Origin of the sequence: Paenarthrobacter sp. NPDC058040 (assembly GCF_042885775.1) — a bacterium.
GTDB lineage: Bacteria > Actinomycetota > Actinomycetes > Actinomycetales > Micrococcaceae > Arthrobacter.
On sequence record NZ_JBHVRN010000006.1, the window covers coordinates 107,625 to 130,625 of the forward strand.

Genomic DNA, 23,001 nt, shown 5'->3' on the forward strand with positions numbered 1-23,001 from the left:
CGACCGCCAGCACGATCCCGGCGAGGTCCGCGGTGTCGGGTGCTGGCAAGGGGTTTCATCGGCCTCTGGGCATGGGTCGCGGTAAGCCCGCTCGATGAGTGTCGTGTGTTGTGTCGATTGAGACGACATACACATTCGGGCGGACTCGGCATCGGGCGGGCCGTGAGGAGATGCTTCCAGGCAGGCCTCAAGTCTCCGGCGATGCCCCCGCCAATTTGGCCGGTTCTGATGACCCCCAAATTGAGCATGTTCATGCAGATCCATTTTATCTGGGTTCGGTGAACGGTCGGAGCGGATTGGTCCGCCGGTGCCGGGTCTGGAGGGGGCGGAGTTCCGGCGGCGAGTGGTTTCTTGGAGCATTTCCCCGGCGGCGTCGACCGGGCAGGTCTCTAAAATTGCCGACGGTCGAAGACCGGTTGGCCATGGACGTCGGACCCAAGAAAGCGTATAGTTTTGCATCAACAATGTTAGCGCTAACAATCTGAGGATTCTGTGTTCAACACTACCTATACCGGAGACGCGGCTGAGGCCATCCAGTCCGGACGTATTCGCCTTGGAATTGAACTGGGTTCCACCCGGATCAAGGCTTGTCTCATCGGGGAGGATCCCCGCGTGGTCTTTGCACTTGGCAGCTTTACTTGGGAGAACTCTTTCGAAAACGGGTTGTGGACGTACTCGTTGGAGGACGTGTGGGCAGGCGTGCAGGCCGCTTTCGCCGACTTGGCCGCTGACGCTGTCCGCCGTCACGGAGTGCGCCCAACTAACATAGAGGCCATAGGTATTTCCGCAATGATGCACGGTTACCTAGCCTTCGATGACCAAGGTCAGCTGCTCGTACCATTTCGGACTTGGCGTAACACCACAACTGGTCCTGCATCGGACGAACTCACCAAGCTGTTCGAAACCCATATTCCCCTGCGATGGTCGATTGCACACTTCCACCAGGCAGTGATCGACCGCGAGGATCACGTTTCCCGAGTCGACTTTCTCACCACTCTGGCAGGATATGTTCACTGGCGCCTGACCGGCCGCAAGGTCATTGGTATTGGGGACGCATCCGGAATGTTCCCTATTGAATCAAAGAACCTTGGCTTTGATGGCACACTGTTGGATCGGTATCACGCCGCCTATGGCAAGGAGGCGCCAGGACTCCACCTGGCCAACCTGCTGCCGGAGGTATTGGTAGCGGGCCAGAATGCGGGAACACTGACCGACTCCGGAGCCATGCTACTCGACCCTTCCGGCGGCCTCCGTCCAGGGGCCGTCTTTTGCCCGCCCGAAGGCGATGCGGGAACCGGAATGGTCGCCACGTGTTCAGTTGCGCCAAGAACCGGGAACATCAGCGCGGGAACTAGCATCTTCGCCATGGTTGTGCTGGAACGACCCCTAAGGCAGGTTCATCACGAGCTAGATCTGGTCGCCACTCCGGCGGGCGCTCCGGTGGCGATGGTGCATTGCAACAACGGTGCCAGCGAACTCGCCACGTGGGCACAACTGTTTACCGAATTCAGCCATGTCGCTGGCCAACCGCTAGAGTCCGACACCGCATTTGCCGTGCTACTGAAGCTGGCTTTGGAAGGCGAGCCGGACGCGGGAGGACTTCTCGCGTACAACCAATTGGCCGGCGAGCCTATTGCCGGTCTTAGCGAAGGACGTCCCCTCTTTATCCGTTCACCGGACAGTACCCTCACTTTGGCCAACTTTATGAGAGCCCAGGTCTACGGCGTTTTTGCCACCCTGATCCTCGGCATGCGGGTGCTTTCCGGCGAAAGCGTCGCAATCGACAGGATGTTTGCTCATGGCGGCGTCTTCAAAACAGCGGGTGTAGCCCAACGTTTCCTGGCGGGCGCCTTGGACACGCCTGTCTCTATAGCCGAATCTGCCTCTGAAGGGGGCGCCTGGGGGATTGCCGTATTGGCGGCATTCGTCAAAGATGCCTCCGAAGATCTCGACGAGTTCCTCCACTATCGGGTGTTTGGCGGCGCTGCCTTCGAAACCACATACCCCGACCCCGCCGATACAGCCGGCTTCCACACGTACCTCGACCGATACATTGCCGGCCTCGTCGTTCAACGCGCCGCCGTGGACACACTCACACTAAAAGGATCCAAGCCATGACTGAGCCCAGGGACGAGCATACTCGCACCCCCATAACCTCCGATGTCGCGGAACGCATCTTGGAGGTGCGCGCTGCCGTTTCGAAACTGCACGCAGAACTAGTCCGCTACAACTTGGTCGTCTGGACGGGCGGCAACGTCTCCGGCCGCGTACCGGGCACTGACTTCTTCGTCATCAAACCCAGCGGCGTCCTGTACGAGGACCTGACGCCCGAGAACATGATTCTTTGTTCACTCGACGGCCAGGTTGTCCCAGGCTCAACGGGCTCCGACAGGACACCATCCAGCGATACGGCCGCGCACGCTTACGTCTACCGCCACATGCCGGAAGTCGGGGGAGTTGTGCACACCCACTCACCTTACGCCGTCGCTTGGGCCGCGCACGGGGAACCAATCCCCTGCGTCACCACCGCAATGGCCGACGAATTCGGCGGGGAAATCCCCATCGGCCCTTTCGCCGTCATCGGAGATGACGCCATCGGCCGAGGCATCGTCGAAACTCTCAGCGGACACCGCTCTCGGGCCGTGCTAATGAAGAACCACGGACCGTTCACTATCGGCAAGAACGCTCAAGATGCAGTCAAGGCAGCGGTAATGGTTGAAGACGTCGCCCGATCAGTACTTTTCTCAAAACAGCTGGGAAACCCTCACGTCATAGCTCCGGATGCTGTCGACTCCCTCTTCGACCGCTACCAGAACGTCTACGGACAAGAGCCGACCGGAGCGCTGAACTGAACGAACCACCAGGGCCACCCCGCGAGGCGGGTGAGGCACGCGCCTGTTTCGCGGACGACTTTGCCGAGACTGCCGACGGGCGCGCGCCAAAACAACCAGGTCGGAGGCCCCGCCTAGAAGACGTAGCGGGTGCCGCGGGAGTTTCACATCAAACTGTCTCACGCGTCATCAACAACCATCCGAGTGTCAGCGCGCCCACGCGTGAAAGAGTAAACTCGATCATCGCCGCAATGGGATACCGCAGGAACACTGCCGCCCGCAGGCTGGTTACACGCCGCTCCCACACCATTGGCGTGCTGGCCACTGAATTGTCCCAGTACGGTCCTGCCAGTACCGCGGCGGGCGTGGAGCAAGCGGCCAGGGATGCCGGCTACTTCGTCAGCATCGCCGCACTGAGGAAGATCACCCGCCAAAGCCTCCTGGACGGGGTGGGACGCTTCATAGACCAAGGCGTTGACGGGATTGTTCTGTTAGCACGGCAACCGGAGAGCATCACTGCCTTACAGGATACGGCGGTGGCCGTCCCAGTCGTCGCGGCCGGTTCGCTCGGCAACAGCACCGTCCAAGGGGCGGCAGTTGACCAGCGATACGGAGCCCGGCTCGCCGTCGACCACCTTATTAAGCGAGGACATCGGCTGATCGCCCACGTCTCCGGGCCGTCCGGATGGACTGATAGCGATGCGCGTACGGCGGGATGGCGTGAAGCCTTACGCGCCGCGGGCCTCCCGGACCACACAATCATTGAAGGCGACTGGAGCGCTGGGGGTGGCTATAATATCGGGCTACGTCTCCAACCGCCGGACTTCACCGCGCTGTTTGTGGGCAATGACCAGATGGCCTTGGGCGTCCTGCGCGCTTTCTCCGAAAGGAATATCCGAGTGCCCGAAGACATTTCAGTGGTTGGATTCGACGACCAACCCGATGCCGGATACTTCATCCCTCCCCTAACCACCGTGCGGCAGGACTTCGAGGAACTGGGACGCAGGTGCGTCGACACGCTCTTGCGGCAGATACAGGGACAGGGCCAAGGCCGTTCGATTGTCGTCATCCCGGAATTAGTCCAGCGCGCCAGCACGGCCGCAATTTCGACATAGCCGCAGAATGATGTTCATAAGATGCTTGACAGCCTGGTTGTTAGCGCTAACAATTATATTCAGCTGATTGGCAGAACCTCCGGGCCTAACAGGGGCGTGTGAGTCGTCGAGCCACCAGGTAATGGCCGGACTTCACCCTTCCGCTGCCACCCAGCCACCACACCCAGGAGCCATGAGAATGCCCAGCGCCACCACCACATCCGCCAACAACACTTCCTTGGACCAGTACGAGGTCTGGTTCCTCACCGGCAGCCAGCACCTCTACGGCGAGGACGTCCTCAAGCAGGTGGCCGCGCAGTCACAGGAGATCGCCAACACCCTCAACGCCACCAGCGAAGTTCCGGTCAAGCTCGTATGGAAACCCGTGCTGACTGACTCGGACGCCATCCGCCGCACCGCCCTCGAAGCCAACGCGGACGACTCCGTGATCGGCGTGACCGCCTGGATGCACACCTTCAGCCCCGCCAAGATGTGGATCCAGGGCCTCGACGCCCTCCGCAAACCCCTTCTCCACCTGCACACCCAGGCCAACCGGGACCTGCCGTGGGCGGACATCGACTTCGACTTCATGAACCTCAACCAGGCAGCCCACGGCGACCGCGAATTCGGGTACATCCAGTCGCGCCTCGGCGTGCCGCGGAAGACCGTCGTCGGGCATGTATCCAACCCTGAGGTCGCCCGCCAAGTGGGAGCCTGGCAGCGCGCCTCAGCCGGTTGGGCCGCCGTCCGGACACTGAAACTGACCCGCTTTGGCGACAACATGCGCAACGTCGCCGTCACCGAAGGCGACAAGACCGAAGCCGAACTGCGCTTCGGCGTCTCCGTGAACACCTGGTCCGTCAACGAACTCGCCGAGGCGGTCCACACCGCCAGCGAGACCGACGTCGACGCTTTGGTTGCCGAGTATGAGCGCCTTTACGACGTGGCTGAGGAACTGAAAGCAAGAGGCGCCCGCCACGAGTCGCTGCGGTACAGCGCCAAGATCGAACTGGGACTCCGCAGCTTCCTGGAAGCCAATGGCTCTGCAGCCTTCACCACCTCCTTCGAGGACCTCGGCGAACTGCGCCAGCTCCCCGGCATGGCCGTCCAGCGCCTCATGGCCGACGGCTACGGCTTCGGTGCCGAAGGCGACTGGAAAACCGCCATCCTGGTCCGCGCCGCCAAAGTCATGGGCGGAGACCTGCCCGGCGGCGCCTCACTCATGGAGGACTACACCTACCACCTGGAACCAGGCAGCGAGAAGATCCTGGGCGCGCACATGCTGGAGGTCTGCCCGTCCCTGACCGCCAGGAAGCCGCGCGTCGAGATCCACCCGCTGGGTATCGGCGGCAAGGAAGACCCTGTCCGCATGGTGTTCGACACGGACGCAGGCCCCGGCATCGTCGTCGCGCTGTCCGACATGCGCGATCGCTTCCGCTTGGTGGCGAACGTCGTGGACGTCGTCGACCTTGACCAGCCGCTCCCCAACCTCCCAGTGGCCCGCGCGCTCTGGGAGCCGAAGCCCAACTTCGCCACCTCGGCCGCCGCGTGGCTCACCGCCGGAGCCGCGCACCACACGGTATTGTCCACGCAGGTGGGCCTGGACGTGTTCGAGGACTTCGCCGAAATCGCCAAGACCGAACTCCTCACCATCGACGAAGGCACCACCATCAAACAGTTCAAGAAAGAACTCAACTGGAATGCCGCGTACTACAAGCTGGCCGGCGGCCTGTGAGCGCCCAGCCGCTTCTTGCCCGACTACACGTGCGGCGCCATATCAACGTATGAGGAGCAGAGGAAGATGACCTTCCCTTACGAGGCAGACATCCTTGTTGCCACTCGCGGCGATCTTGACAAGCAATTGCAGCTAGCGGTTCGCAAGGCCATACAACAAAAAAGGGCAGGCCATGCCTGCGGGATCCTGGTCACGCGCCACGATCACCGAAACTTTACCGTTCAGATGACAGATGAGATTCCGTTCGGGACCATCGTTGAGCATGACATACGGCAGCGCCGAAACGAGTTCGCATGAACGCGCGTACCCTGGAGGAGATTTCCCGGTCTTATCGCCAACAGACGGACCCTCTGCCGTATATACCTGCAAAACTGCCCGGCAAGGACGATTCATCGGGGCCAATCAAGGCCTGGTCTGTGTTGCCGGCCGGCACAAGAGTGGTGGTGCGGTGCCCCCTGGGCATCAGCCGTACAGGAACGGTGGACGAGGTTTCAAAAGACGCCACACTGATATGGGTATGGCTCGATGGAATTGGGCGGATCCTGGTCACTAAGAATGACGGGATGTCCATCAGCACCGTGTAACCGCATCCATAGACTTACGGCACATCGCTGACGGTGTTGGAACCGTTGTGGCCTGGACATCCAACCAAACGTCTGAATCGCGACAAAAGCGGTCTTCCGCCTGTCATCATCACGCGCTAACCGATTCGCCTTGATCTATCCCTGAACAGCCGAATCGATAAGGCTCGCCGGACTAAAAGCGTAGGAGTTCGGACAGCCGCCAATGTCACCTTGCGGCCCTGCGAGACCACAGCCGACGGCAGAGTCATGTACGAACAGCTTGGCACGGGATGGCCGCGTGCCCCCCTCCGCGAAGCGGAAGACGCCTGTGACCGAATGGGGCTTCCGGCGGCGTATGGCAGCCATCATGGTGGGAGCCTCTTGAGCCTATGCCCCTTTCACCCTTGAAGCGTCCATGCGGCCGTATGGTTTTCTGAGACAGCTTGATGGGAGATTGCGTTTCGGATGACCACGCCCAGAAGAAGATATGATGCCGCTTTCCGTGAGGAAGCAGTGCGGCTGGTTTTGTCCTCTGATCGTTCGGTGAAGCAAGTCGCTGAGGAGATCGGGGTCAAGGAAAGCACTTTGGGGAACTGGCTCGCGCGGGCCCGTGAGCGTTCAGCGGACGGGCCTACCCCAGTCCCGGTTCCAGATCGTGGGCCGGTCGCGTGGGAAGAACGCCAGAAGGCTTTGGCCGCGAACGAACGGTTGAAGGCCGAGGTCGAGTTCCTGGGAAAAGTCAGCGCCTTCTTTGCCGCGAAGCAAAAGTAGAGGACTTCTACGAGTTCATCGAAGCGGAGAAGGCCAACCATTCGGCGGTGTGGCTGTGCCGGGCGTTGAAGGTCTCCCGTGCCTCGTACTACCGGTGGCGTTCACCTGCGGTGCCATCGCCCCGGGCGGCACGGCACGAAGAACTGGTCACCGCTGTGACGACGTTGTATGCCGCTGAGGAAGGTCGTGCCGGGCGGGACCAGCTGACCTTGATGCTTAACGAGAAAGGCGTGAAGGTCTCAGCCCCGACCGTCGGGGCGATCATGCGGAAGAACGGGTTGCGGGCCGTGCGGACCCAGACCTGGAAAAGGACCACGGTCCAGGACCCGCAAGCCAAGACCGCCCATATCGAAAACCACATGCTCGACGCCGAGGGCACCCGCGACTTCACCTCAACAGTGCCCGGGACCCGTCTGGTCGGTGACATCACCTACCTGCGCACCGGTGAGGACTGGCTCTACCTGGCCACCGTCATCGACCTGTTTTCCGGCATGGTCATCGGCTGGGCCATGGCCGCCCACATGCGCGCGAGCCTGTGCACCGCAGCCCTACAGATGGCCCGGAACCACGGCCACCTCGAAGGAACCTCTGTAATTTTCCACTCCGATCGGGGCACCCAGTACACCTCCGACGAATTCCAGAACTGGTGCGCCACGAACGATGTCACCCAGTCCATGGGCAAGGTCGGGGTGTGCTGGGACTGTCAGTCTGGTCATGTCGAATCATCAGCCGTAGATTCGGAAGTCCTGGTCGTGGTGGCTTGACCCATATTGGATTGGAGCCATGGGTGTCTTTGCGTTGATCTGTCAGCCCCGCGGTCGGGCACGCAGCAAGCACTGCCGCCGGACCGGGAGTGACCTGATAGGAGCCTGGAGCCAGCGTTCGACGGCGTCCCCATGACAGTCCTGTCCACCCGCCGGCGACAGCGTGACATCCACGTTATCCGGCCAGGAAGGTTCAGACACCATAGAACAAACCGCTCAACTATGATCCGGGCACGTCGTTATCGGCGTCGACACCCACAAGCAGGTGCACGTTGCAGCCGTCATGAATTCGATCGGCTGAATCCTGGGCACTCTGACGGTGGCCACCGGTTCCGGTGGGTTCCGGCAACTGCTGGACTGGGCCGTCTCCTTCGGCCAGATCGTCTCGTTCGGGATCGAAGGCACCGGTTCCTACGGTGCCGGACTGACCTCTTTCGTGCGTCGGCATGGACACAAGGTGGTCGAAGTGAACCGCCCCGACCGACACACTGGACGCGGAGAACGCCGCCCGCGCGGTTCTTGCCGGATTCGCTACGACGGTCCCGAAAACCGCAGACGGCCTGGTGGAGATGATGCGGCAGCTGAAGGTCGCCCACGACACCGCCGTCAAGGACCGCTCCGCGGCCATGGTCACGCTCAAAGCCATACTCATGCACGCCCCGGAACAGCTACGACAGGACACCGCAGACAAGACACAGATCATGCTCGCCCGGCACCTGGCGGCGCTGCGTCCCCGGGCACTGGACACACCCGAGGACTCCATCCGCCTCACCCTTGGATCGATCGCCAAGCGGTGGCTGAACCTGGACGCCGAAGCCAAGGAGCTGGCCGACATGATCGAGGGCCTCGTCACCCGCGCCGCGCCCCAGCTACTGGAGGCCTACGGGATCGGCGCCGACACCGCGGCGGAGATCATCGTGGCACGGGACAATCCCGAGCGGCCCACCATCGCCTACGTTGCCCGACGAACGGCCGAGGGAAAATCCAGAGCGCGGCCCGCGCTGGCAGCTGGAGCCCGCCTTTACCGTTGCGGCGCTCGGAGATATCAGCCAGCTCGGTGCGCTCCTAGGAGAAGTCCTCGGGCCATCATCGAGATCGTGCCTAGAGCCACTTTCGCGAAGTCGCGACGGCCATTGTGGGGTGACGTGTCGCGGCACGCCGAGAGACGGACCGTGTCCAAATTTGTTGGGTGCGGGTGTCGTGGCTGGCGTGATCCTGGAAACTGCGGGGATGCCAGTGTTTGATGCTCGTCGACTCCCGGCCATCGGCAGCGTCGGTCAAGGTGATGTTCCCGTGATCGTGTCCGCTCCAGAATGCTTCCAGTGCCGCTCTCTGGGGTGCGAGGGGTCCCGCGTCAAAGACTTCTGTGATGAACACTCCTGCCCGTGCCGAGAAGGGATTCGAGGCTTGGTAGGAGCGTCTTGGTCCAGGCCTCGTATCCGGCGCCGTTGAGGTGCAGGTTGTCCGCGGTGAACTCAGACCTGAGACCGCCATCCGGGCTGGCTAGAATCGGCCATAGATTCAGGAAGCTTGCACCTTCCCTTGCCGCTATGTCCTGGTACCGGACGTTGAGGTCTTGGATGGTCGAGGCGAAGTGCGGGGTTCGAGGCATGACGCTGTTGATCACGAGAACCGCGTCCGGTGCCAGGGCCCGGAGTTCGACGACCAGGTCAGAGAACTGTGCGGCGAGGGCCGCTGGTTGTGTGGTGCCCAAGCCCCCGAGGTCGTTGGTTCCGATTAGGAGCGAGATGAGCAGTGGTTGGTTGACCGCACTATCGAGTCGCTGCCGGACTCCCTGAACGGTGTCCCCACCGACGCCTCGGTTGAGCGTCGGAACGTCAGGGAACCACTCGTGCCACATCCCCTGCTCGGTGATGCTGTCGCCGAGGAACAGCACCCGTCCGGCCGGCAATGGTAACCGTGTGAGCTGGTCGCGGCGCATCCGCATCGGGGTCCGCATCAAAGATCCCAGCGCCCGACCAAGAAGCTGCTGGCCCTTCATCGCTGCTTGGCCGCGGGCGCTCATCGAACGCCCTTGATTTTGAAGATGCTGAAGGCGCCGAGGAGCGTAAGCCCGATCGAGATCACGAAAACGGGGGTGTAGCCGAGCCCGGTGCTCACCAGCAGTGATGTCACCAGCGGGCCGATAACGTTAGGAACATAGTTGGCAAGATTGAGGAACCCCAGATCTTTTCCCCGTGAGAGCTGATCGGGGAGGACTTCGGTCATCAATGCAGCGTCAACGGAGAGGAACATTCCCGTCCCAAGGCCATACAGCGCGCCGTACGCGATGACAGCGTCACCCGTAGGGATGAACAGGAGCGACGCAGGCGCGACCGTGAGGATGAGTGATGCGATAAAGATGGGCATCCTGCGCCGGCCGATCTTGTCCGAGAGCGGACCAGCGACGACCGTCGAGACGACAATGGTCAGCAGTGTTGCGATACCCGTTACTGCGATGATGCGACCTGCGGACTCGTTCGCCAGGTGGTAGTGATCCGTGAGGATATACAGCTGGAAGGCCACGATCATCGAGGCGCCAAGGAAGATCACGAACCGTCCGGTGAAGGCCCAGTAGAAATCAGGTGCTCCCTTCGGAAGTTTGAAAGCAGTTAGCACCTCGCGGGCGGTCAGCTTTTCGATCGGCTCGTGGCGGTTGGAGAAATCAGGGGCGATAAGCACGAAGGCGACCGCCGGTACGAGAATGCCGATTGAGGTGATCACGAGCAAAAGGTTTGGGGCTGAGATGAAGTTGGACGCGACAATGCCGGCGACGGCTCCCGCGAATACTTGGGCCCCGCCGTAGAAGGCAGAAGCCGTGCCGCGTTTTTCCCGGGGAACACGGTCAGGGAACACGGCAAGCACGGCGGCCGACAATGCTGGCAGGAAGATGTTGTAACCGACGTAAGCGGCGATCAGCAGCTCGGCGTTCGGGGCCAGCCCGACCAGCGCGATGAAGATGGCAGCGCCGATGCCGCCCAGGACGATCAGGGGGCTGCGCTTGCCGAACCGGCTCCGGATTCGGTCCGAAACGGTGCCCCAGACAAAGATTGAGATGCCCGACACGAGTCCGGCGATCGCGGTCGCGAGCCCGAGAAGCGCTACTTTCTGTTCAGGTGCAAGGATTGCTAGTTTAGCGGCGAGAAGCACGTTGTTCAGCGCTGTGTTCGCAAAGATCGTTCCGAATCCGACGATAAAGAGGGCGAGCCGGAGCCGGCCTTGGCCGACGCGGGAAATGATGGCGAGTGGCCCCGTCGGTACGGAGCGGGTGCTTGGGTCAGTGAGTGATTCTGGAGGGGTTGAGGACACCGTCGTCTGCTTTCGAGTTGAGGAACTACGCTATTCCTTTTCGGGAATTAAATTCCCTTTCGGGAACCGTATCCCGTAGGCTGGTGGTCGTCAAGCCTTTTTCGTACATTAATTCCCGATCAGGAATAATCGTTGATCGACCGCCGATCTCATCAAGGAGCCGTCATGACCTCAGAAACAACGGTTCCCACCGTGCGCCGCACGCGGGGAAAGAATGCGGGAATCAACCCGACGCGCATTGTCGCTGCGGCTCGAGACCTGGACCCGGAGACACTCACCATCCAGGCGGTAGCGGACGAGCTTGGGGTCGATCGCAAGGCGGTGACTTATCACGTGACCGATCGGGACAGCCTATTGGAGCTCCTTGCCGTGGACGCGTTCTCGTCCCGCTTCCAAGTCACCGAGCTGCCTGCCAGTGGTGACTGGAAGCTGGCCATACGGACGATTGCAGCAAGCACGAAGGACGCATTGGTCGAGTCTGGCTCTCTCGCTACATACTTCAAGCTTCGCGGACCCGCGAGCGAGGGCATGATCAGGCCCGCCGAAATCGTGTTGGAAAAAATGATCGAAGCAGGGTTCGGCGAACGTGACGCCGCCAGGGCCCTGACACTGGCGGTCGGCGTGGCGATGAGCTGCGCGAGAGACTTGGTCATGAATGCCAGAGAGGGCGGGCACCCTCAAGGGCCCGAACTCGTTCGGGCCCTTGAGGGTGTCGATTCATCGAGTTTTGGAGCCCTGCGGCACCTGGAAGAAGTTGGCTTTAGCTCCTACGATGACCAGCGGTTCGACTACGACATGGATGTCCTGTTGTGGGGACTGGAACACCTCTTGGCGAACGGTGGCCACGAACAGGAGTGAGTCGCCGCTCCAGGGCCACCGCTGGCGCCCCGCAGACTTTCAGTGCGCGTCAGCATGATGGAAGCTGGACCAGCTGAGGAACTTCGTGAGCAGCGGCTTTTTTGGGCGTTGGGCGTTGTATGTGGCCGCGTCGGCAGGGCGATGAACGTGGCGTCAGCCTGTGTGTCCCGCCGCGCCCAATGTCAGAGGCGCGCTGAACCTGCACACTGCACGGATTCTCAGCCTTCCTCCGCCAGGGCGACGTCAGGAGTGCTTCCCTAACCGACCTGAAATGTGGCGCCCAGAGCTATCTAGGGCCAATCTCTCAGGGACATGTGACATGGATTGGCTCTGGCTATTGTGTCCGGTGCCAAATTGTTTCAAGATTGTGAGCGTTAACAATCCGGCCGCGAGCACCGAAGCTCGTGGATCAGGACGAGGACCACTTGCAAGGGAGCAATACTATGGCGCAGTTCGAAGCTACACCCTCCTCAGCCCCGCCCAGCCGGCGTCAGGTCCTCGGGATTGGGGCAGCTGCTGCGGTGGCGGCTGGGGTCAGCACGGTGCTCCTAGACTCCGCCCCGGCGTCCGCAGCCAGTGCATTAACCCGATCGCAGACGTCGTTTGATGCTGACTGGCGCTTCCTACGTGATGACCCCGCAGGCGCCGAGTCTATTGGCTTCGACGACAGCACTTGGCGGGTGCTGGACGTACCGCACGACTGGCAAATTGAAGATCTACCTTATGCAACGTCTGAGAACGGTGAGGCAACGGCGAGCCCTCAGACGTATCTGGTCCCCAACGACCCTTCGCTAATCCAGGGGGTTCCTCCCGTCATAGGGCCCTTTGATGCCAACGCAGACCTCCCTGGCGGCTACGGACCGGCGGCCCTTGGTGGACGTGGCCAGGGTTACACCGTCGGCGGCATCGGCTGGTACCGCAAGCATTTCACCGTCCCGAAGGAAGCCCTCAACCGCCGGGTCGAGGTGCGTTTTGACGGGGTCTTCCAGACGGCCGATTTCTGGCTCAACGGCTTTCACTTGGGCTTCAATGCGCATGGTTACCTGCCGGCGATTTTCGATTTGACCGATCATCTGGATTTCTCCGGCCCAAACGTGCTGGCAGTACGAGTCCAAAACCCGAACGAAAGCAGCCGTTGGTATTCCGGATCGGGAATCTACCGGCACACGTGGCTGACGGTCACGAGCGAAGTTTGCATCCCCTCATTCGGCGTCCAGGTAACAACGCCCGTTGTGGCCGCGAACTCCCTCATTCACACAGCAGTGGAAGTCAGGAACCATGGCACCCAGACTGCAACTGCGCAGGTGCGGACGACGCTGCTTGATCCGGGCAACAACGTCGTAGGGACGCAAACTTCGGGCAATGTTTCCATCGTCGCGGGTGACCAGACAATATATTCGTTTGGTCAGTGGGTCAGCGGTGCGCGTCTGTGGGACCCGGAAAAGCCCAATCTTTACACGGCACGCACCGAGGTGCTCCTGAGCGGAAGGGTGATCGACTCGACCACGACAACGTTCGGAATCCGCTCCATGGTGTGGAACGGCACGGACGGATTCCTGCTGAACGGCAAGAGAATCAAGCTCAACGGCGGCAACGTCCATCACGACCACGGACCTCTCGGAGCCATCTCCCTGGACCGCTCAGAGGAACGTAAGCTCGAGATTCTCAAAGCGGCCGGTTTCAATGCCGTCCGTCCCGCTCACACCCCGTTCTCACCTCATTTCCTGGATACCTGCGACAAATTGGGCATGCTCGTTTGGAACGAGCCTTTCGATATATGGGACCTTCCCGCAAAAGCCGCGAACGACTACCACCTGTACTTCCCGACGCATTGGCAAAGTGACCTCACCACATTTATCCGCCGGGACCGTAACCACCCCAGTGTGATTATCTGGTCGATAGGCAACGAGATCGCGGCTGATCCGAATGCTTATGGCCCCCGCCTCGCGGACCACATCCGGTCACTGGACACCACCAGACCCGTCTCACTCGGAGGTGCTGACCTCCTCAAAATCGGGCCCGACCCATGGACCTATCTTGACGTGTTCGACTTCCATGGCAATCCTGGGGCCACAGACCACGCCGCGCACCCGGACAAAGCAATCACCCAGAGCGAAGTGCCCTTTAACAGCAATTACGACAACGCAAAGCTCGCCCAAGCAAGCCCCTGGTATGTCGGGAGCCTGGTGTGGGCCGGATGGGACTACATCGGGGAGGGTGGCATCGGCGCCACCACAGCTACCACAGGGCCACTGGCCGCCGGCGGCCTTGTCGGGACAGTTGGGTACCCATACTTCCAAGGCTTTTGCGGTGACATTGACTTGATCGGTCAGCGCAAGCCCCAGAATCTCTACCGGGAAGTGTTCGTCGGTCACAGCCCACTTGAGATGGTCGTGCTCCGGCCGACGCCGCCGGGCACCCAACAAATCGCCGTGAACTACGCCTGGTACGACGCTCTTGAAAGCTGGACGTGGGACCAACCGCAATCGCTGCCACTGAACGTACAGGTTTACACCAGCGGCGACACGGTGCAGCTGATTCTCAACGGCCTGCTGATAGCCAGTAACACAGTGAAGGACTCAGACAAGCAAATGACCAACTTTAGCGTCCCATACGCGCCCGGTCAGCTGACCGCAATCGCCAGCCGCAACGGGCTGGAAATCGCACGCAAGACACTGACCACCACCGGGTCCCCGGCAGGGCTTCGCCTCACTTCGGATGTCCGGACGCTCACAACGGGCCGCGATGACCTCGCCCACGTGCTCGTCGAGATCATCGACAAGGAGGGCCGACGTGTTCCCGATGCTGTTACAAAAGTAGCTTTCTACGTCAGCGGGGCAGGCAACCTGATCGGCGCTGGAAACGGAAACCCGCGCAACGTGGACAGTTTCCAGCGTCCTCGCCGACACACTTGGCATGGCCAGGCTCTCGCAGTTCTTCGCCCTTCGAAGTCAGCGGGCACCCTGACAATGACTGTCACGGCACCAAGCCTCAACTACGCAACCTTAAGCATCCCCGTGAGGTAGGTCGCCCTGCCGGGTGGGCGGCGTCGAGCAGACAACGTCCGCCCGAGCTGGGCACAGGTTTGGCGTGCTGAGATCACTCAAGTGCCGAAGACGGTGGAACCGTCGATCGTCAGAAGCGTTTACCAAGATGGTCGCCGTCGTAGCCGCCGACGACGGTGAGATCGACTCAGTTGTTGATCAGGCACGAAATCCTCCGACATCGCAGCGAGGTCAGGAGGGCCCCGCAATCAGTGTCTCGCATAGGTTCTGCCAAGGCAGTCTCTCGGGCCTCCAGAGTGCGCCGCGATGCGCCGGTAACTTGCTGTCGGGTAGGTGTCCTTGCTCCGGGAAACGGACAACGCTGCGGTGCCCACGGCGGCTTTTGCCCTTGGTCCGTTGGTCGGGCTGGTGGGTTTGGTGGTCGAGACCGGTCCTAAGTGTGAATGCGGGAATGGGGCACGTGACTCCCGGTGTCTGGACGTGGATGCGCTGGCCAAGGAGCTAGTGGTCTTCGTTTTTATGGCCAGGCAGCGGGGACTGTTGCTACCGGATTCAATGATGGGGGCCTGTCCCGTCGCAAAAGGGACAGGCACTCGGCGCGGTCCTCGTGGGCCCGAAAGCGCAGACCACGACGTACGATCTGCGCTGGAAGGCAACGTGCGGGCAGAGGTTGCGACAGATACGGCATCCCGAAGAATGACGCGTTCAACCACCCGCCGGTCGTCCCGAAAGAGAGGGCACGGCAGCAGCGGCCACGAGCGGCAAAGATCGCGGGCCATCCCGAACGAAGGCGTACGTCCAAGCGAGGCTGATCGCTGGTGGCGTCCCGGCATGGTCTGCTGTCAACTAATGAAGACCTTTCCGGGCCGAATGGTGTCCGCAGAGTCCGCGACAGGATGTACCAAACCTCCTACTTCTGCAGGCGGCTTAAGACTCCACGCGGCTGCCCCTCAAATGGCTTCACACGGGTCGGGACGGCGGACACTCCACAGATCAATTGCCAGAAGATCCTCCTGGCGGGCGGGCGATGTGGTGGTGATCAGCGACCGGCCCGAGGAAGCGGGCGACCCTTTCATTTCGAGGGGCCTGGAAAGGTGCTCCAGGGCTGACAGCCCGTCGAGGTTGAAGCCTTCAAGAGCCGTGGGAACAGCCAAGGAGCGCCCCAGAGCAGCTGGGCCTAGGACGGGGGGCCCAGCTACCCCGCCACGCGGAGCACTAATCGTGACGGGTTCAGTTTTTCTTTTTGAACTCTTGCCCGGCCCGTGTGCCACCGTCGACGAGGATGTCCGTGCCCGTGAGGTAACCAGGCGCTTCAGTGGCACAAAAGGCGAGGACGGCGGCGATCTCGTCCGGATGTCCGAAGCGTTTGATCGCCGAGACTTTCAGAAATTCGGAAGCGCCGTGGTCTTTCTCAAGCTTTCCCATTGCCGTGTCGAAGCTTCCAGGCGACACCGAGACGACGCGGGCACCCTTACTGCCAAACGCGCCCGCGAGTGAGCGGGTATACCAGATCACGAATGCCTTGCTTAGACCATAAGTGACGCCGGCGTGCAGCTTCTTGCCCAAGACCCGGGCGCGTTTGACGATGACCCGTTCGAACCTAGAGGGGTCGGTTTGTGCCAGCGAAAAACTTCGGAACGGTATAAGTATTTTGGGTAGCCCGTGGCCGGCGGTCGAAGCAACGTTCACGAGGGCGTCGCCCTCCGACGCCCGTTTCAGGAATGCTTGGGCGATGTTGACCGTGCCGGTGCCGTTGATGCGCGCGATCCGGTCGGGGGTGCCCATCTGCGGGCTGATGCCAGCGGTGTGCACGACGGCGCGGACGTGATGGCCGCCCTCTTCGGCGTTCTCGAACAGCCGGTTCGCCGCGGAGCTATCGGTAATGTCGCAGACGAAGCCCACGGCGTCGATGCCGAGGCCGGTCAGATCGCTCACGGCCTGATCGATACGACCTTGATCGAGATCGGCGATGACGATGCGATGGTCCCGGCCAAGAATCCGAGCCGTAGCGAGCCCCATTCCTCCGGTTCCACCGGTAATGACAGTTGTCTGAGTCATGAATTTCTCCTTGGAGTATTTTTGAATGGTCGTCCGCAGCGTGTTGTCGCGCGGTTGCCGTTGGAGTGTCTGTTACCGCTGCCGTGCGCGGGGTTGCGTATCTAAGAACCGGTCGGCTGAACTCGTGACAGATGCGCAGAGTTCTGCAGCCCCTTCTAGGCGTTTCTCGCGGATCATTCCCAAGGGCGTGGGCGGGTGCACTTCGAGTGTGTAGACCGATGGGCTGTGTTGGGTGACCAAGATGCCATGCCGGGTTTCCAGAGCTAGGGGTATGAGCCGGTTGACTGCGTCGCTGAGCTCCTCGTCTCGGTTTCGCGCATCTTTGATGAAGATGCGGACGCGGGATGAGATGAATTCGTCCGCGATGGCGTCGTCTTGTGTGTCCTTGTAATGGGGGAAGTTCACGGCGTTCCTTTCGAGCGACCGGTGAGGGGACGGGGACGGTCAGGCGGGGTGGCTGGACTGACGGGAGTCGGTGTCGGCGAGCCAGTCACTTATCATCGTGACGGCCGTGGCGAAATGGTCGGACCGGGGCGAGCTTAAGAACGCATGCATCGATCGGGGGAGGACGTGGTGTGAGGTGTCCACTCCGGCATCGGACAGTTCGGCGGCGAAGGCCTGGCCGGAAGCGCGCAGCCGGTCGTTCATCGCATCCACCAGCAGTGTGTGTGGGAATCCGGTCAGGTCTGCACCACCTGGAAACGCGTACCCAGGGAGTAAGAGCTGAGAGTCGCCGACGTAGTTGAGGTTCATGTTCCGTACCATCCTCGACCTAAAGAACAGTCGTCCTATACCGTGGAGTTCCAGTTCAAGCGCGGGGTTCGCGGGGAGTTCAGCGTGGTAGGTGCCATATGCCAGCACAGCGCCGAGCGGGAGTTGTTCCTGATGGTCACGAAGATAGAGAACCGCTCCTGCGGCCAGACACGCTCCGGCGCTGGCTCCGCCAATAGTGATGGCACCGGTAACCCTGGTCAAGTCGAGCGCCGCGTCGACAACGTCGTGCAGAGCCGCGGGATATCGGCCCGGCCGCACGGTCAATTCGACCTTCGACCACGGCCATCTGCGCGGAGCGAGCCGGTAGTCGACAGTGCGAACCCACCGCCCCTTCGATGCCAAGGCGAGAGCGGTAGCGTGCGATTCGGGCTGATCAAGACCACCACTTTGGAACCCGCCGCCGTGCACCCAGAGAAAGGGCCTGGCAGAGGAATCCACTGCGACGGGGAGATAATCACGGATTGAAATAGCGCCGTCACGTCCGTCGACGCGGCGGTCCACGAACGTCGCCGAAGCCGCAGAGGTGTTGACTGGACGGGTTCTGCTCATGGGAGGTTTCTCATCTGTTCGGTGGTGATTCGCACGTTCTGGGCTGTGAGCGGTACAACTCCTCGTCGGGGTGTACACGACACCATGGACGCCGTGGGGGAGGGGGGTGTCGTCCGGGCGGAGCTGGTCCGCCCGGACGAAACCGCGGTGAATCAGACGGCGGCAAGCCGCTCTTTCAGGTCATCGATCGCGTCGCCGCCAAGGTTGTCGGCGGCCATGTCGAGGACATTGGTGAATGCCATGTTCCGAACCATGTCCAGCATCGGCAATTGGTCCAGGCCGGGAATCGTCTCGGCGAGTATCGGCCCGGCCTGAGGGTCGTCCATCACGTCCGCGAGAGTGGCGATCGTGAAATCGAACCGGCTGGATCGCTGTACTGTTGTGGCGGCGCGGTCGTGGTCGGTGGGAGGTGGCGACGCGGTCCAGTTCTGGTAGCGGAGCCCTTCTCCGAACTCGAACGCCGGGTTCGCGGTGTCGCCGGGTACGTCCGGCCGGTTCTTTACGACCTCCGCCATCGAGGACGGCAGTTGGAACGGCAGCCGTCCTTTTGGTTCCATTTCGCCGAACAATACCCGGGCGAACGCCTCATCGGTAGCGCCGTAGTTGACGATCAACGAGGCGCCGAGGTCCTTCAATGGGGTGAGGATCGCAGGTCGGTCCAGATATACGTCGAACACGGTCGGGACCTGGGCGGCGATGTCGCGGAAGTGTGCGACCTGCGCATCGGTGAAGTCCAGGTGTCCGGCATGCATGAAGAATTCGATCGTACCGGGTGCGCCGCGTTTCTCCCACGGTGCGACAAGACGCAGCACGGCGACATCGGCTTCGACCGGGGTTGCGACGATGTCGGCGCGGCCGGCGAACGCCTCGACGTTCATACCCTCGGTGTAGACCTTGATCTTCTTCGCCAACGGCAAGTGCGCGGCTCCGTCTGGGTTTAGGAGCAGCGTGGTGGCGGCAGCCTGAGCGGCGAGCCCCTCTTCCCGAGCCTCCGTGGTGCCGATCAGGCTGACAGCGGCGTCGGCATCGACGAACGGGTCATCGAACAGGCCCAGAGTGAACTTCTCGCGCAGCAGGCGTCGCACCGAGAGGTCGAGTCGAGCCTCGGAGAGCGACCCGCCGCGGACGAGTCCCATCAGCACGTCCGGGGCGAACTCGCCGCCGAACTGGTCGATTCCGGCATCCAGCGCCTTGAGCATCCTCTCCTCATAGGAGAGATGTTCGACACCCCAGAATGTGGCGGACAGGACGCCCCAGTCGGTGCAGACAATGCCGTCGAATCCGAGGGTCTCGCGCAGAAGTGTGGTGACGATCTCTTTGTTGAACGAAAACCCGACCTCCTCGTAGCCGGTTCCGATAGGCATACCGTAATAAGGCATCATCTGCGAGACGCCGGCTGCGATAACGTCACGGAAGGGCTGCAGGTGCAGGTCGAACTTTCCACCCGGGTACACCTGTTCGCGGCCATAGGCGAAGTGCGGGTCTTCGCCGTCCTTCTGCGGGCCACCGCCCGGGAAGTGCTTGGCCATCGCCGACACCGACGAGGGGCCAAGGCTCGCTCCCTGCAGACCCTTCACGTAGGCCGCGCCGAGGCGGCCGGTGATTTGAGCATCCTGGCCGAAGGTGGCACTGGCTCGTGCCCACCGCGGGTCGGTGGCGAGATCGATCTGGGGGTGCAGCGCCAGCCGAATTCCCACGGCCAAGTATTCCCGGCGAACCGTATCCGCGAACCGCTCAACGAGCTCGGCGTCATCGAGTGCGCCGAAGCCAAGCATCTCGGGCCACTGTGAGAAGGGGCCAGCCATGATCGCGGTGCCTGGGTTGTTGCCGAACGAGTGCCGCGGGTCTGTGGACACCGTCACCGGGATCCCCAACGGCTGGGCACGCACATGCTCCTGAACGGCGTTGACCCACTGGGCGAGAGCGCCAGCTGTCGGTGCCTGCAGGATGTTGAAGTGATTGATTCGCTTGTCAAACAGCGTGCGCGTTGAGGGCGATCCGAACGCGCCAGGCGCGTCGAAGTCTCCCATGCTTGCCAGGGGCTGGAACATCAGGCCGGCTTTGTCGGCCAGTTCCATCCGACCCAGCAAGTCCTCAACCCGTTGGTCAGTGGACAGCGCCGGGTCCTGATATGGGAATCGACTGGGCTGGTGGGTCGTGTTAGCCATGGATGGGCTCCTTCTTGGATGTTCGTGACGCCCCTGCCGGGAGGCTGTTCTCGGTCCGCGACGGGTTTCCGTTCGCGACAGGTACGGTTACCGATGCGGGTTTGCATCCCGAGGCGGTCACGGTAACGGTGATGGTCCCACTGACGGCGGTGGGACGGATAACTGCCAATCCCCGACCGTGGAAGGTGGTGAACTGGCCACGACTGAACTCGTCCGCGGTGATAGGGTTGGCGCTGCCGCTGCCGAGCAGTTCCCCGACCCCTTCGACGTGGACCGTTACTTCGCGATCAGCGAGCGGCCGCACGATCCCGTCTTCATCGGTGAACGCGATGGGGACGAAGAGCAGGTCTTCTCCACCAGATGTGACAGTGTCTGCCTCAGGCAATAGCTGGATTCGTAGGCTCGTCCCGGCGCTGTTGAGCGAGTCTCTGGCGATTTCCCGACCGGACCTGTCGTAGCTGATAGCGGTCAGTTCTCCCGGTTCATATGGGACCTCGAATGTAGCGAGGTATTGGTCTTTGACGGTCATGCTCCGTGATCCGATGGTCCGGCCGTTCAGGTTCAGGTCGATGCGGTGTGCGTTCGCGTACACTTCGACCACTGCCTTCGTGCCTTCGGACCCTTCCCAACTCCATGACGCGATGGAGTTGGTCGAGCGCCACCCGGTCTTGCTCTGCTTCTCGCCAGCATGGTTGACAGGCTGAACGGCGATGACTGGACCGGTGCGGAGCCCCCAGATGATCTGGTTCACGTGTGCCTGGGTTTGCAGGTGGCCGGTGATGTCGACGACGGGTGTGCCGGCGAGGAGCGCCGGGTACGGCAGGAAGAGCCTACGGGGTTCGCCGTATCGGATGACCGAGATGCCGGCCTCGCCGATATAGTCCCACCCCGTCCACTGGAAGTCGCCGATCACCCATGGCAGCTCGTCCACCAGCGACCAGTTCTTGAACAGCTGTGGAGGAACTGTCTCGCTCCCCACGATGACCCGGTCCGGGTGAGTCTGGTGGTCCTTGCGGTAGCGCCCGGCGCCGTAGTTGTAGCCGGCTACATCAAGGGCAGCAAAAGCGTCCTTCGTGCGTGCGTCGGTTCGCTTTCCCGCCACGACCAGCGGCATCACCTTCTCCAGCGCGCTCATCGCGAAGTTCAAGACGGTGATCATGTTCTTGCTGGCGTTATGCCCGCTCTCGCGGGCTTTGGCAACGGATTGGGCCTTCTTAACGTCGTCGGGCGCGACCGTGTTTAGCAGCAGGTTGATACCGTTGGTGACCGGCCGGGTGGGGTCTAGTTCTCGGGTACGTCCTGCGATCCGGTGGCCTAGGGCGATTCCTTTGGGCTGGCTGGTTTCCGCGATCTCGTTGCCGATGGACCACATCACCACCGACGGGTGGTTGAACCCGCGGGCGACCATGGCCTCAAGATCCTTTTCCCATTCCGCTTCGAAGTCGAGCCCGTAGTCGTAGCTGAGTTTCGGGAAGTACCACGCGTCGCTGAGTTCGTCCATGACCATCAGTCCATGCCTGTCGCAGGCACGCAGGATCGCCGGGGAGGTCGGGTTGTGTGAGGATCGGATCGCGTTGTACCCCGCAGCCTTCAGGATTCGCACACGACGGTCCGCCGCCCCATCCAACTCCACGGCCCCAATCACGCCATTGTCATGGTGAATGCACGCGCCTCGGAGGTTGTACGGGGTGCCATTGATGCGGAACCCATGAGTGGAGTCCACCGTGATCGTCCGAAACCCGATCTGCGTCTCCACGGCATCGAGCAGGTCCCCGCCATCGGTAATGCGAACGCTCGCATGGTGTAGCCGTGGGGAATCCGGCGACCACAGTTCAGCGTTCTCGACGGATATCGGAAGCCGAACGGACGTCTGCGCCCCTGGCGAGAGCGTGACGGTCTCCGCGACGAAGGCCAGTTCCCTGCCGCCAAGCGCGGAGATACTCACCTCTACCCGCACCTCGTGCTCCCTTGAATCGTCGTTAACAAGGTCGACGGTGGAGACAAGACTAGCTGTGCCCTCCGAATCCACGTCGGTGGTGGCAAATCGCGCCCCAAAGGGAGGGACGTGCACGAGGTCACCGACCATCACGTTCACGGGCCGGTAGATCCCGCTGCCCGAGTACCAGCGTGAGTTCGGCTGATCTGTGGTGTCGGCAACCACCTCCAGCGTGTTCTCGTCATCGAACCGCAAATGCGCGGTGAGGGGGACGTGGAAGACGGCGTATCCGGAACGACGCCCCCCGATGAGCTCCCCGTTCAGGTACACCTTTGAACGATGATAAACACCCTCGAATTCGACCAGGACGGAGCGGTCGCGCCATTGTTCCGGCGCCCGGAACGACTTGGTGTAGCGGTAGCGCCCTCCGGGATAGAAGCCGGTGCCCATGCCCGCGGGGGTGTCGGCGACGCGGGACTCGTGCAGCATCGCGTCGTACGGGAGGGTGACCGGACCGACCGGCAAAGCGTCCGCGTCGTGCTCGGCGTGGACGGTCCAACCGTCATTGAAGGAGGTGCGTAGCATT

18 protein-coding genes and 1 pseudogene are annotated in these 23,001 nt (G+C 61.8%); 11 read left to right on the plus strand and 8 right to left on the minus strand.

The genetic code is table 11. The features are described 5' to 3' along the window. Positions 1 to 492 precede the first annotated feature (492 nt). The 8 genes and pseudogenes from ACFVSJ_RS09800 to ACFVSJ_RS09835 all read left to right on the plus strand — a co-directional run bounded on the left by ACFVSJ_RS09800 (position 493) and on the right by ACFVSJ_RS09835 (position 7,758). On the plus strand, positions 493 to 2,118 hold the full coding sequence (locus ACFVSJ_RS09800; RefSeq protein ID WP_387436351.1) for a xylulokinase: 1,626 nt from the start codon (positions 493 to 495) through the stop codon (positions 2,116 to 2,118). Then, entirely contained in the window at positions 2,115 to 2,852 is a 738-nt protein-coding gene (locus ACFVSJ_RS09805; RefSeq protein WP_387436353.1) for an L-ribulose-5-phosphate 4-epimerase, read from the plus strand. Before ACFVSJ_RS09800 ends, ACFVSJ_RS09805 begins: the two co-directional genes overlap by 4 nt. A gap of 95 nt (positions 2,853 to 2,947) precedes the next feature. Then, positions 2,948 to 3,946 (plus strand): annotated as a pseudogene (locus ACFVSJ_RS09810) (LacI family DNA-binding transcriptional regulator); the annotation flags it as partial. Positions 3,947 to 4,124: 178 nt separating this feature from the next. Next, the gene (araA, locus tag ACFVSJ_RS09815; RefSeq protein ID WP_387436355.1) at positions 4,125 to 5,660 is read left to right on the plus strand and encodes an L-arabinose isomerase; all 1,536 of its coding nucleotides are present in this window, start codon (positions 4,125 to 4,127) and stop codon (positions 5,658 to 5,660) included. Between the two features lie 66 nt (positions 5,661 to 5,726). Continuing rightward, positions 5,727 to 5,957: a hypothetical protein gene (locus ACFVSJ_RS09820; RefSeq protein ID WP_387436357.1), complete on the plus strand. Its 231-nt coding sequence runs from the start codon at positions 5,727 to 5,729 to the stop codon at positions 5,955 to 5,957. Then, complete coding sequence (locus tag ACFVSJ_RS09825) at positions 5,954 to 6,244, plus strand: hypothetical protein (protein WP_387436359.1); 291 nt, start codon at positions 5,954 to 5,956, stop codon at positions 6,242 to 6,244. Before ACFVSJ_RS09820 ends, ACFVSJ_RS09825 begins: the two co-directional genes overlap by 4 nt. A 444-nt stretch (positions 6,245 to 6,688) precedes the next feature. Further along, positions 6,689 to 6,994: a transposase gene (locus ACFVSJ_RS09830; protein ID WP_387436361.1), complete on the plus strand. Its 306-nt coding sequence runs from the start codon at positions 6,689 to 6,691 to the stop codon at positions 6,992 to 6,994. Continuing rightward, positions 6,892 to 7,758, plus strand: coding sequence for an IS3 family transposase (locus ACFVSJ_RS09835; protein ID WP_387436363.1), 867 nt, complete (start codon positions 6,892 to 6,894; stop codon positions 7,756 to 7,758). Before ACFVSJ_RS09830 ends, ACFVSJ_RS09835 begins: the two co-directional genes overlap by 103 nt. Before the next feature lie 220 nt (positions 7,759 to 7,978). Here the strand turns inward: ACFVSJ_RS09835 and ACFVSJ_RS09840 are convergent, their stop codons facing one another. Further along, positions 7,979 to 8,206: a hypothetical protein gene (locus ACFVSJ_RS09840; RefSeq protein ID WP_387436365.1), complete on the minus strand. Its 228-nt coding sequence runs from the start codon at positions 8,204 to 8,206 to the stop codon at positions 7,979 to 7,981. A 124-nt stretch (positions 8,207 to 8,330) separates the two neighbouring features. Here ACFVSJ_RS09840 and ACFVSJ_RS09845 point away from each other — a divergent pair, with 124 nt between their 5' ends. Beyond that, positions 8,331 to 9,002, plus strand: coding sequence for a hypothetical protein (locus ACFVSJ_RS09845; RefSeq protein WP_387436367.1), 672 nt, complete (start codon positions 8,331 to 8,333; stop codon positions 9,000 to 9,002). A gap of 110 nt (positions 9,003 to 9,112) precedes the next feature. Here ACFVSJ_RS09845 and ACFVSJ_RS09850 read toward each other — a convergent pair whose 3' ends face one another. Both ACFVSJ_RS09850 and ACFVSJ_RS09855 read right to left on the minus strand, forming a co-directional pair. Then, a complete protein-coding gene (locus tag ACFVSJ_RS09850; RefSeq protein ID WP_387436369.1) occupies positions 9,113 to 9,784 on the minus strand; it encodes a GDSL-type esterase/lipase family protein in 672 nt (223 codons plus the stop codon). Further along, complete coding sequence (locus tag ACFVSJ_RS09855) at positions 9,781 to 11,067, minus strand: MFS transporter (protein ID WP_387436371.1); 1,287 nt, start codon at positions 11,065 to 11,067, stop codon at positions 9,781 to 9,783. The genes ACFVSJ_RS09850 and ACFVSJ_RS09855 overlap by 4 nt, the downstream gene beginning before the upstream one ends. Positions 11,068 to 11,232: 165 nt before the next feature. Between ACFVSJ_RS09855 and ACFVSJ_RS09860 the strand changes: the two genes are divergently transcribed. Both ACFVSJ_RS09860 and ACFVSJ_RS09865 read left to right on the plus strand, forming a co-directional pair. After that, positions 11,233 to 11,925 (plus strand): TetR/AcrR family transcriptional regulator C-terminal domain-containing protein, encoded by a 693-nt coding sequence (locus ACFVSJ_RS09860; protein ID WP_387436373.1) that lies wholly within the window; start codon positions 11,233 to 11,235, stop codon positions 11,923 to 11,925. Between the two features lie 443 nt (positions 11,926 to 12,368). Beyond that, positions 12,369 to 14,951: a glycoside hydrolase family 2 TIM barrel-domain containing protein gene (locus tag ACFVSJ_RS09865; RefSeq protein WP_387436375.1), complete on the plus strand. Its 2,583-nt coding sequence runs from the start codon at positions 12,369 to 12,371 to the stop codon at positions 14,949 to 14,951. Positions 14,952 to 16,160: 1,209 nt separating this feature from the next. Here ACFVSJ_RS09865 and ACFVSJ_RS09870 read toward each other — a convergent pair. The 5 genes from ACFVSJ_RS09870 to ACFVSJ_RS09890 all read right to left on the minus strand — a co-directional run bounded on the left by ACFVSJ_RS09870 (position 16,161) and on the right by ACFVSJ_RS09890 (position 23,000). Beyond that, on the minus strand, positions 16,161 to 16,988 hold the full coding sequence (locus ACFVSJ_RS09870) for an SDR family NAD(P)-dependent oxidoreductase (RefSeq protein WP_387436377.1): 828 nt from the start codon (positions 16,986 to 16,988) through the stop codon (positions 16,161 to 16,163). Positions 16,989 to 17,060: 72 nt separating this feature from the next. After that, on the minus strand, positions 17,061 to 17,393 hold the full coding sequence (locus ACFVSJ_RS09875) for a hypothetical protein (RefSeq protein ID WP_387436379.1): 333 nt from the start codon (positions 17,391 to 17,393) through the stop codon (positions 17,061 to 17,063). Between the two features lie 39 nt (positions 17,394 to 17,432). Next, entirely contained in the window at positions 17,433 to 18,311 is an 879-nt protein-coding gene (locus tag ACFVSJ_RS09880; protein WP_387436381.1) for an alpha/beta hydrolase, read from the minus strand. Positions 18,312 to 18,463: 152 nt separating this feature from the next. Continuing rightward, on the minus strand, positions 18,464 to 20,479 hold the full coding sequence (locus tag ACFVSJ_RS09885; RefSeq protein WP_387436383.1) for a glycoside hydrolase family 3 protein: 2,016 nt from the start codon (positions 20,477 to 20,479) through the stop codon (positions 18,464 to 18,466). Then, entirely contained in the window at positions 20,472 to 23,000 is a 2,529-nt protein-coding gene (locus tag ACFVSJ_RS09890; RefSeq protein WP_387436385.1) for a glycoside hydrolase family 2 TIM barrel-domain containing protein, read from the minus strand. Before ACFVSJ_RS09890 ends, ACFVSJ_RS09885 begins: the two co-directional genes overlap by 8 nt. Position 23,001 lies beyond the last annotated feature (1 nt).

Excerpts from the sequence above, each read along its gene's own strand:
- ACFVSJ_RS09890 (WP_387436385.1), bottom strand. The coding sequence starts at position 23,000 with ATGCTACGCACCTCCTTCAATGACGGTTGGACCGTCCACGCCGAGCAC.
- ACFVSJ_RS09870 (WP_387436377.1), bottom strand. The coding sequence starts at position 16,988 with ATGACTCAGACAACTGTCATTACCGGTGGAACCGGAGGAATGGGGCTC.
- ACFVSJ_RS09825 (WP_387436359.1), top strand. The coding sequence starts at position 5,954 with ATGAACGCGCGTACCCTGGAGGAGATTTCCCGGTCTTATCGCCAACAG.
- araA (WP_387436355.1), top strand. The coding sequence starts at position 4,125 with ATGCCCAGCGCCACCACCACATCCGCCAACAACACTTCCTTGGACCAG.
- ACFVSJ_RS09840 (WP_387436365.1), bottom strand. The coding sequence starts at position 8,206 with ATGCCGACGCACGAAAGAGGTCAGTCCGGCACCGTAGGAACCGGTGCC.
- ACFVSJ_RS09880 (WP_387436381.1), bottom strand. The coding sequence starts at position 18,311 with ATGAGCAGAACCCGTCCAGTCAACACCTCTGCGGCTTCGGCGACGTTC.
- ACFVSJ_RS09885 (WP_387436383.1), bottom strand. The coding sequence starts at position 20,479 with ATGGCTAACACGACCCACCAGCCCAGTCGATTCCCATATCAGGACCCG.
- ACFVSJ_RS09830 (WP_387436361.1), top strand. The coding sequence starts at position 6,689 with ATGACCACGCCCAGAAGAAGATATGATGCCGCTTTCCGTGAGGAAGCA.
- ACFVSJ_RS09820 (WP_387436357.1), top strand. The coding sequence starts at position 5,727 with ATGACCTTCCCTTACGAGGCAGACATCCTTGTTGCCACTCGCGGCGAT.
- ACFVSJ_RS09865 (WP_387436375.1), top strand. The coding sequence starts at position 12,369 with ATGGCGCAGTTCGAAGCTACACCCTCCTCAGCCCCGCCCAGCCGGCGT.
- ACFVSJ_RS09850 (WP_387436369.1), bottom strand. The coding sequence starts at position 9,784 with ATGAGCGCCCGCGGCCAAGCAGCGATGAAGGGCCAGCAGCTTCTTGGT.
- ACFVSJ_RS09845 (WP_387436367.1), top strand. The coding sequence starts at position 8,331 with ATGCGGCAGCTGAAGGTCGCCCACGACACCGCCGTCAAGGACCGCTCC.
- ACFVSJ_RS09805 (WP_387436353.1), top strand. The coding sequence starts at position 2,115 with ATGACTGAGCCCAGGGACGAGCATACTCGCACCCCCATAACCTCCGAT.
- ACFVSJ_RS09860 (WP_387436373.1), top strand. The coding sequence starts at position 11,233 with ATGACCTCAGAAACAACGGTTCCCACCGTGCGCCGCACGCGGGGAAAG.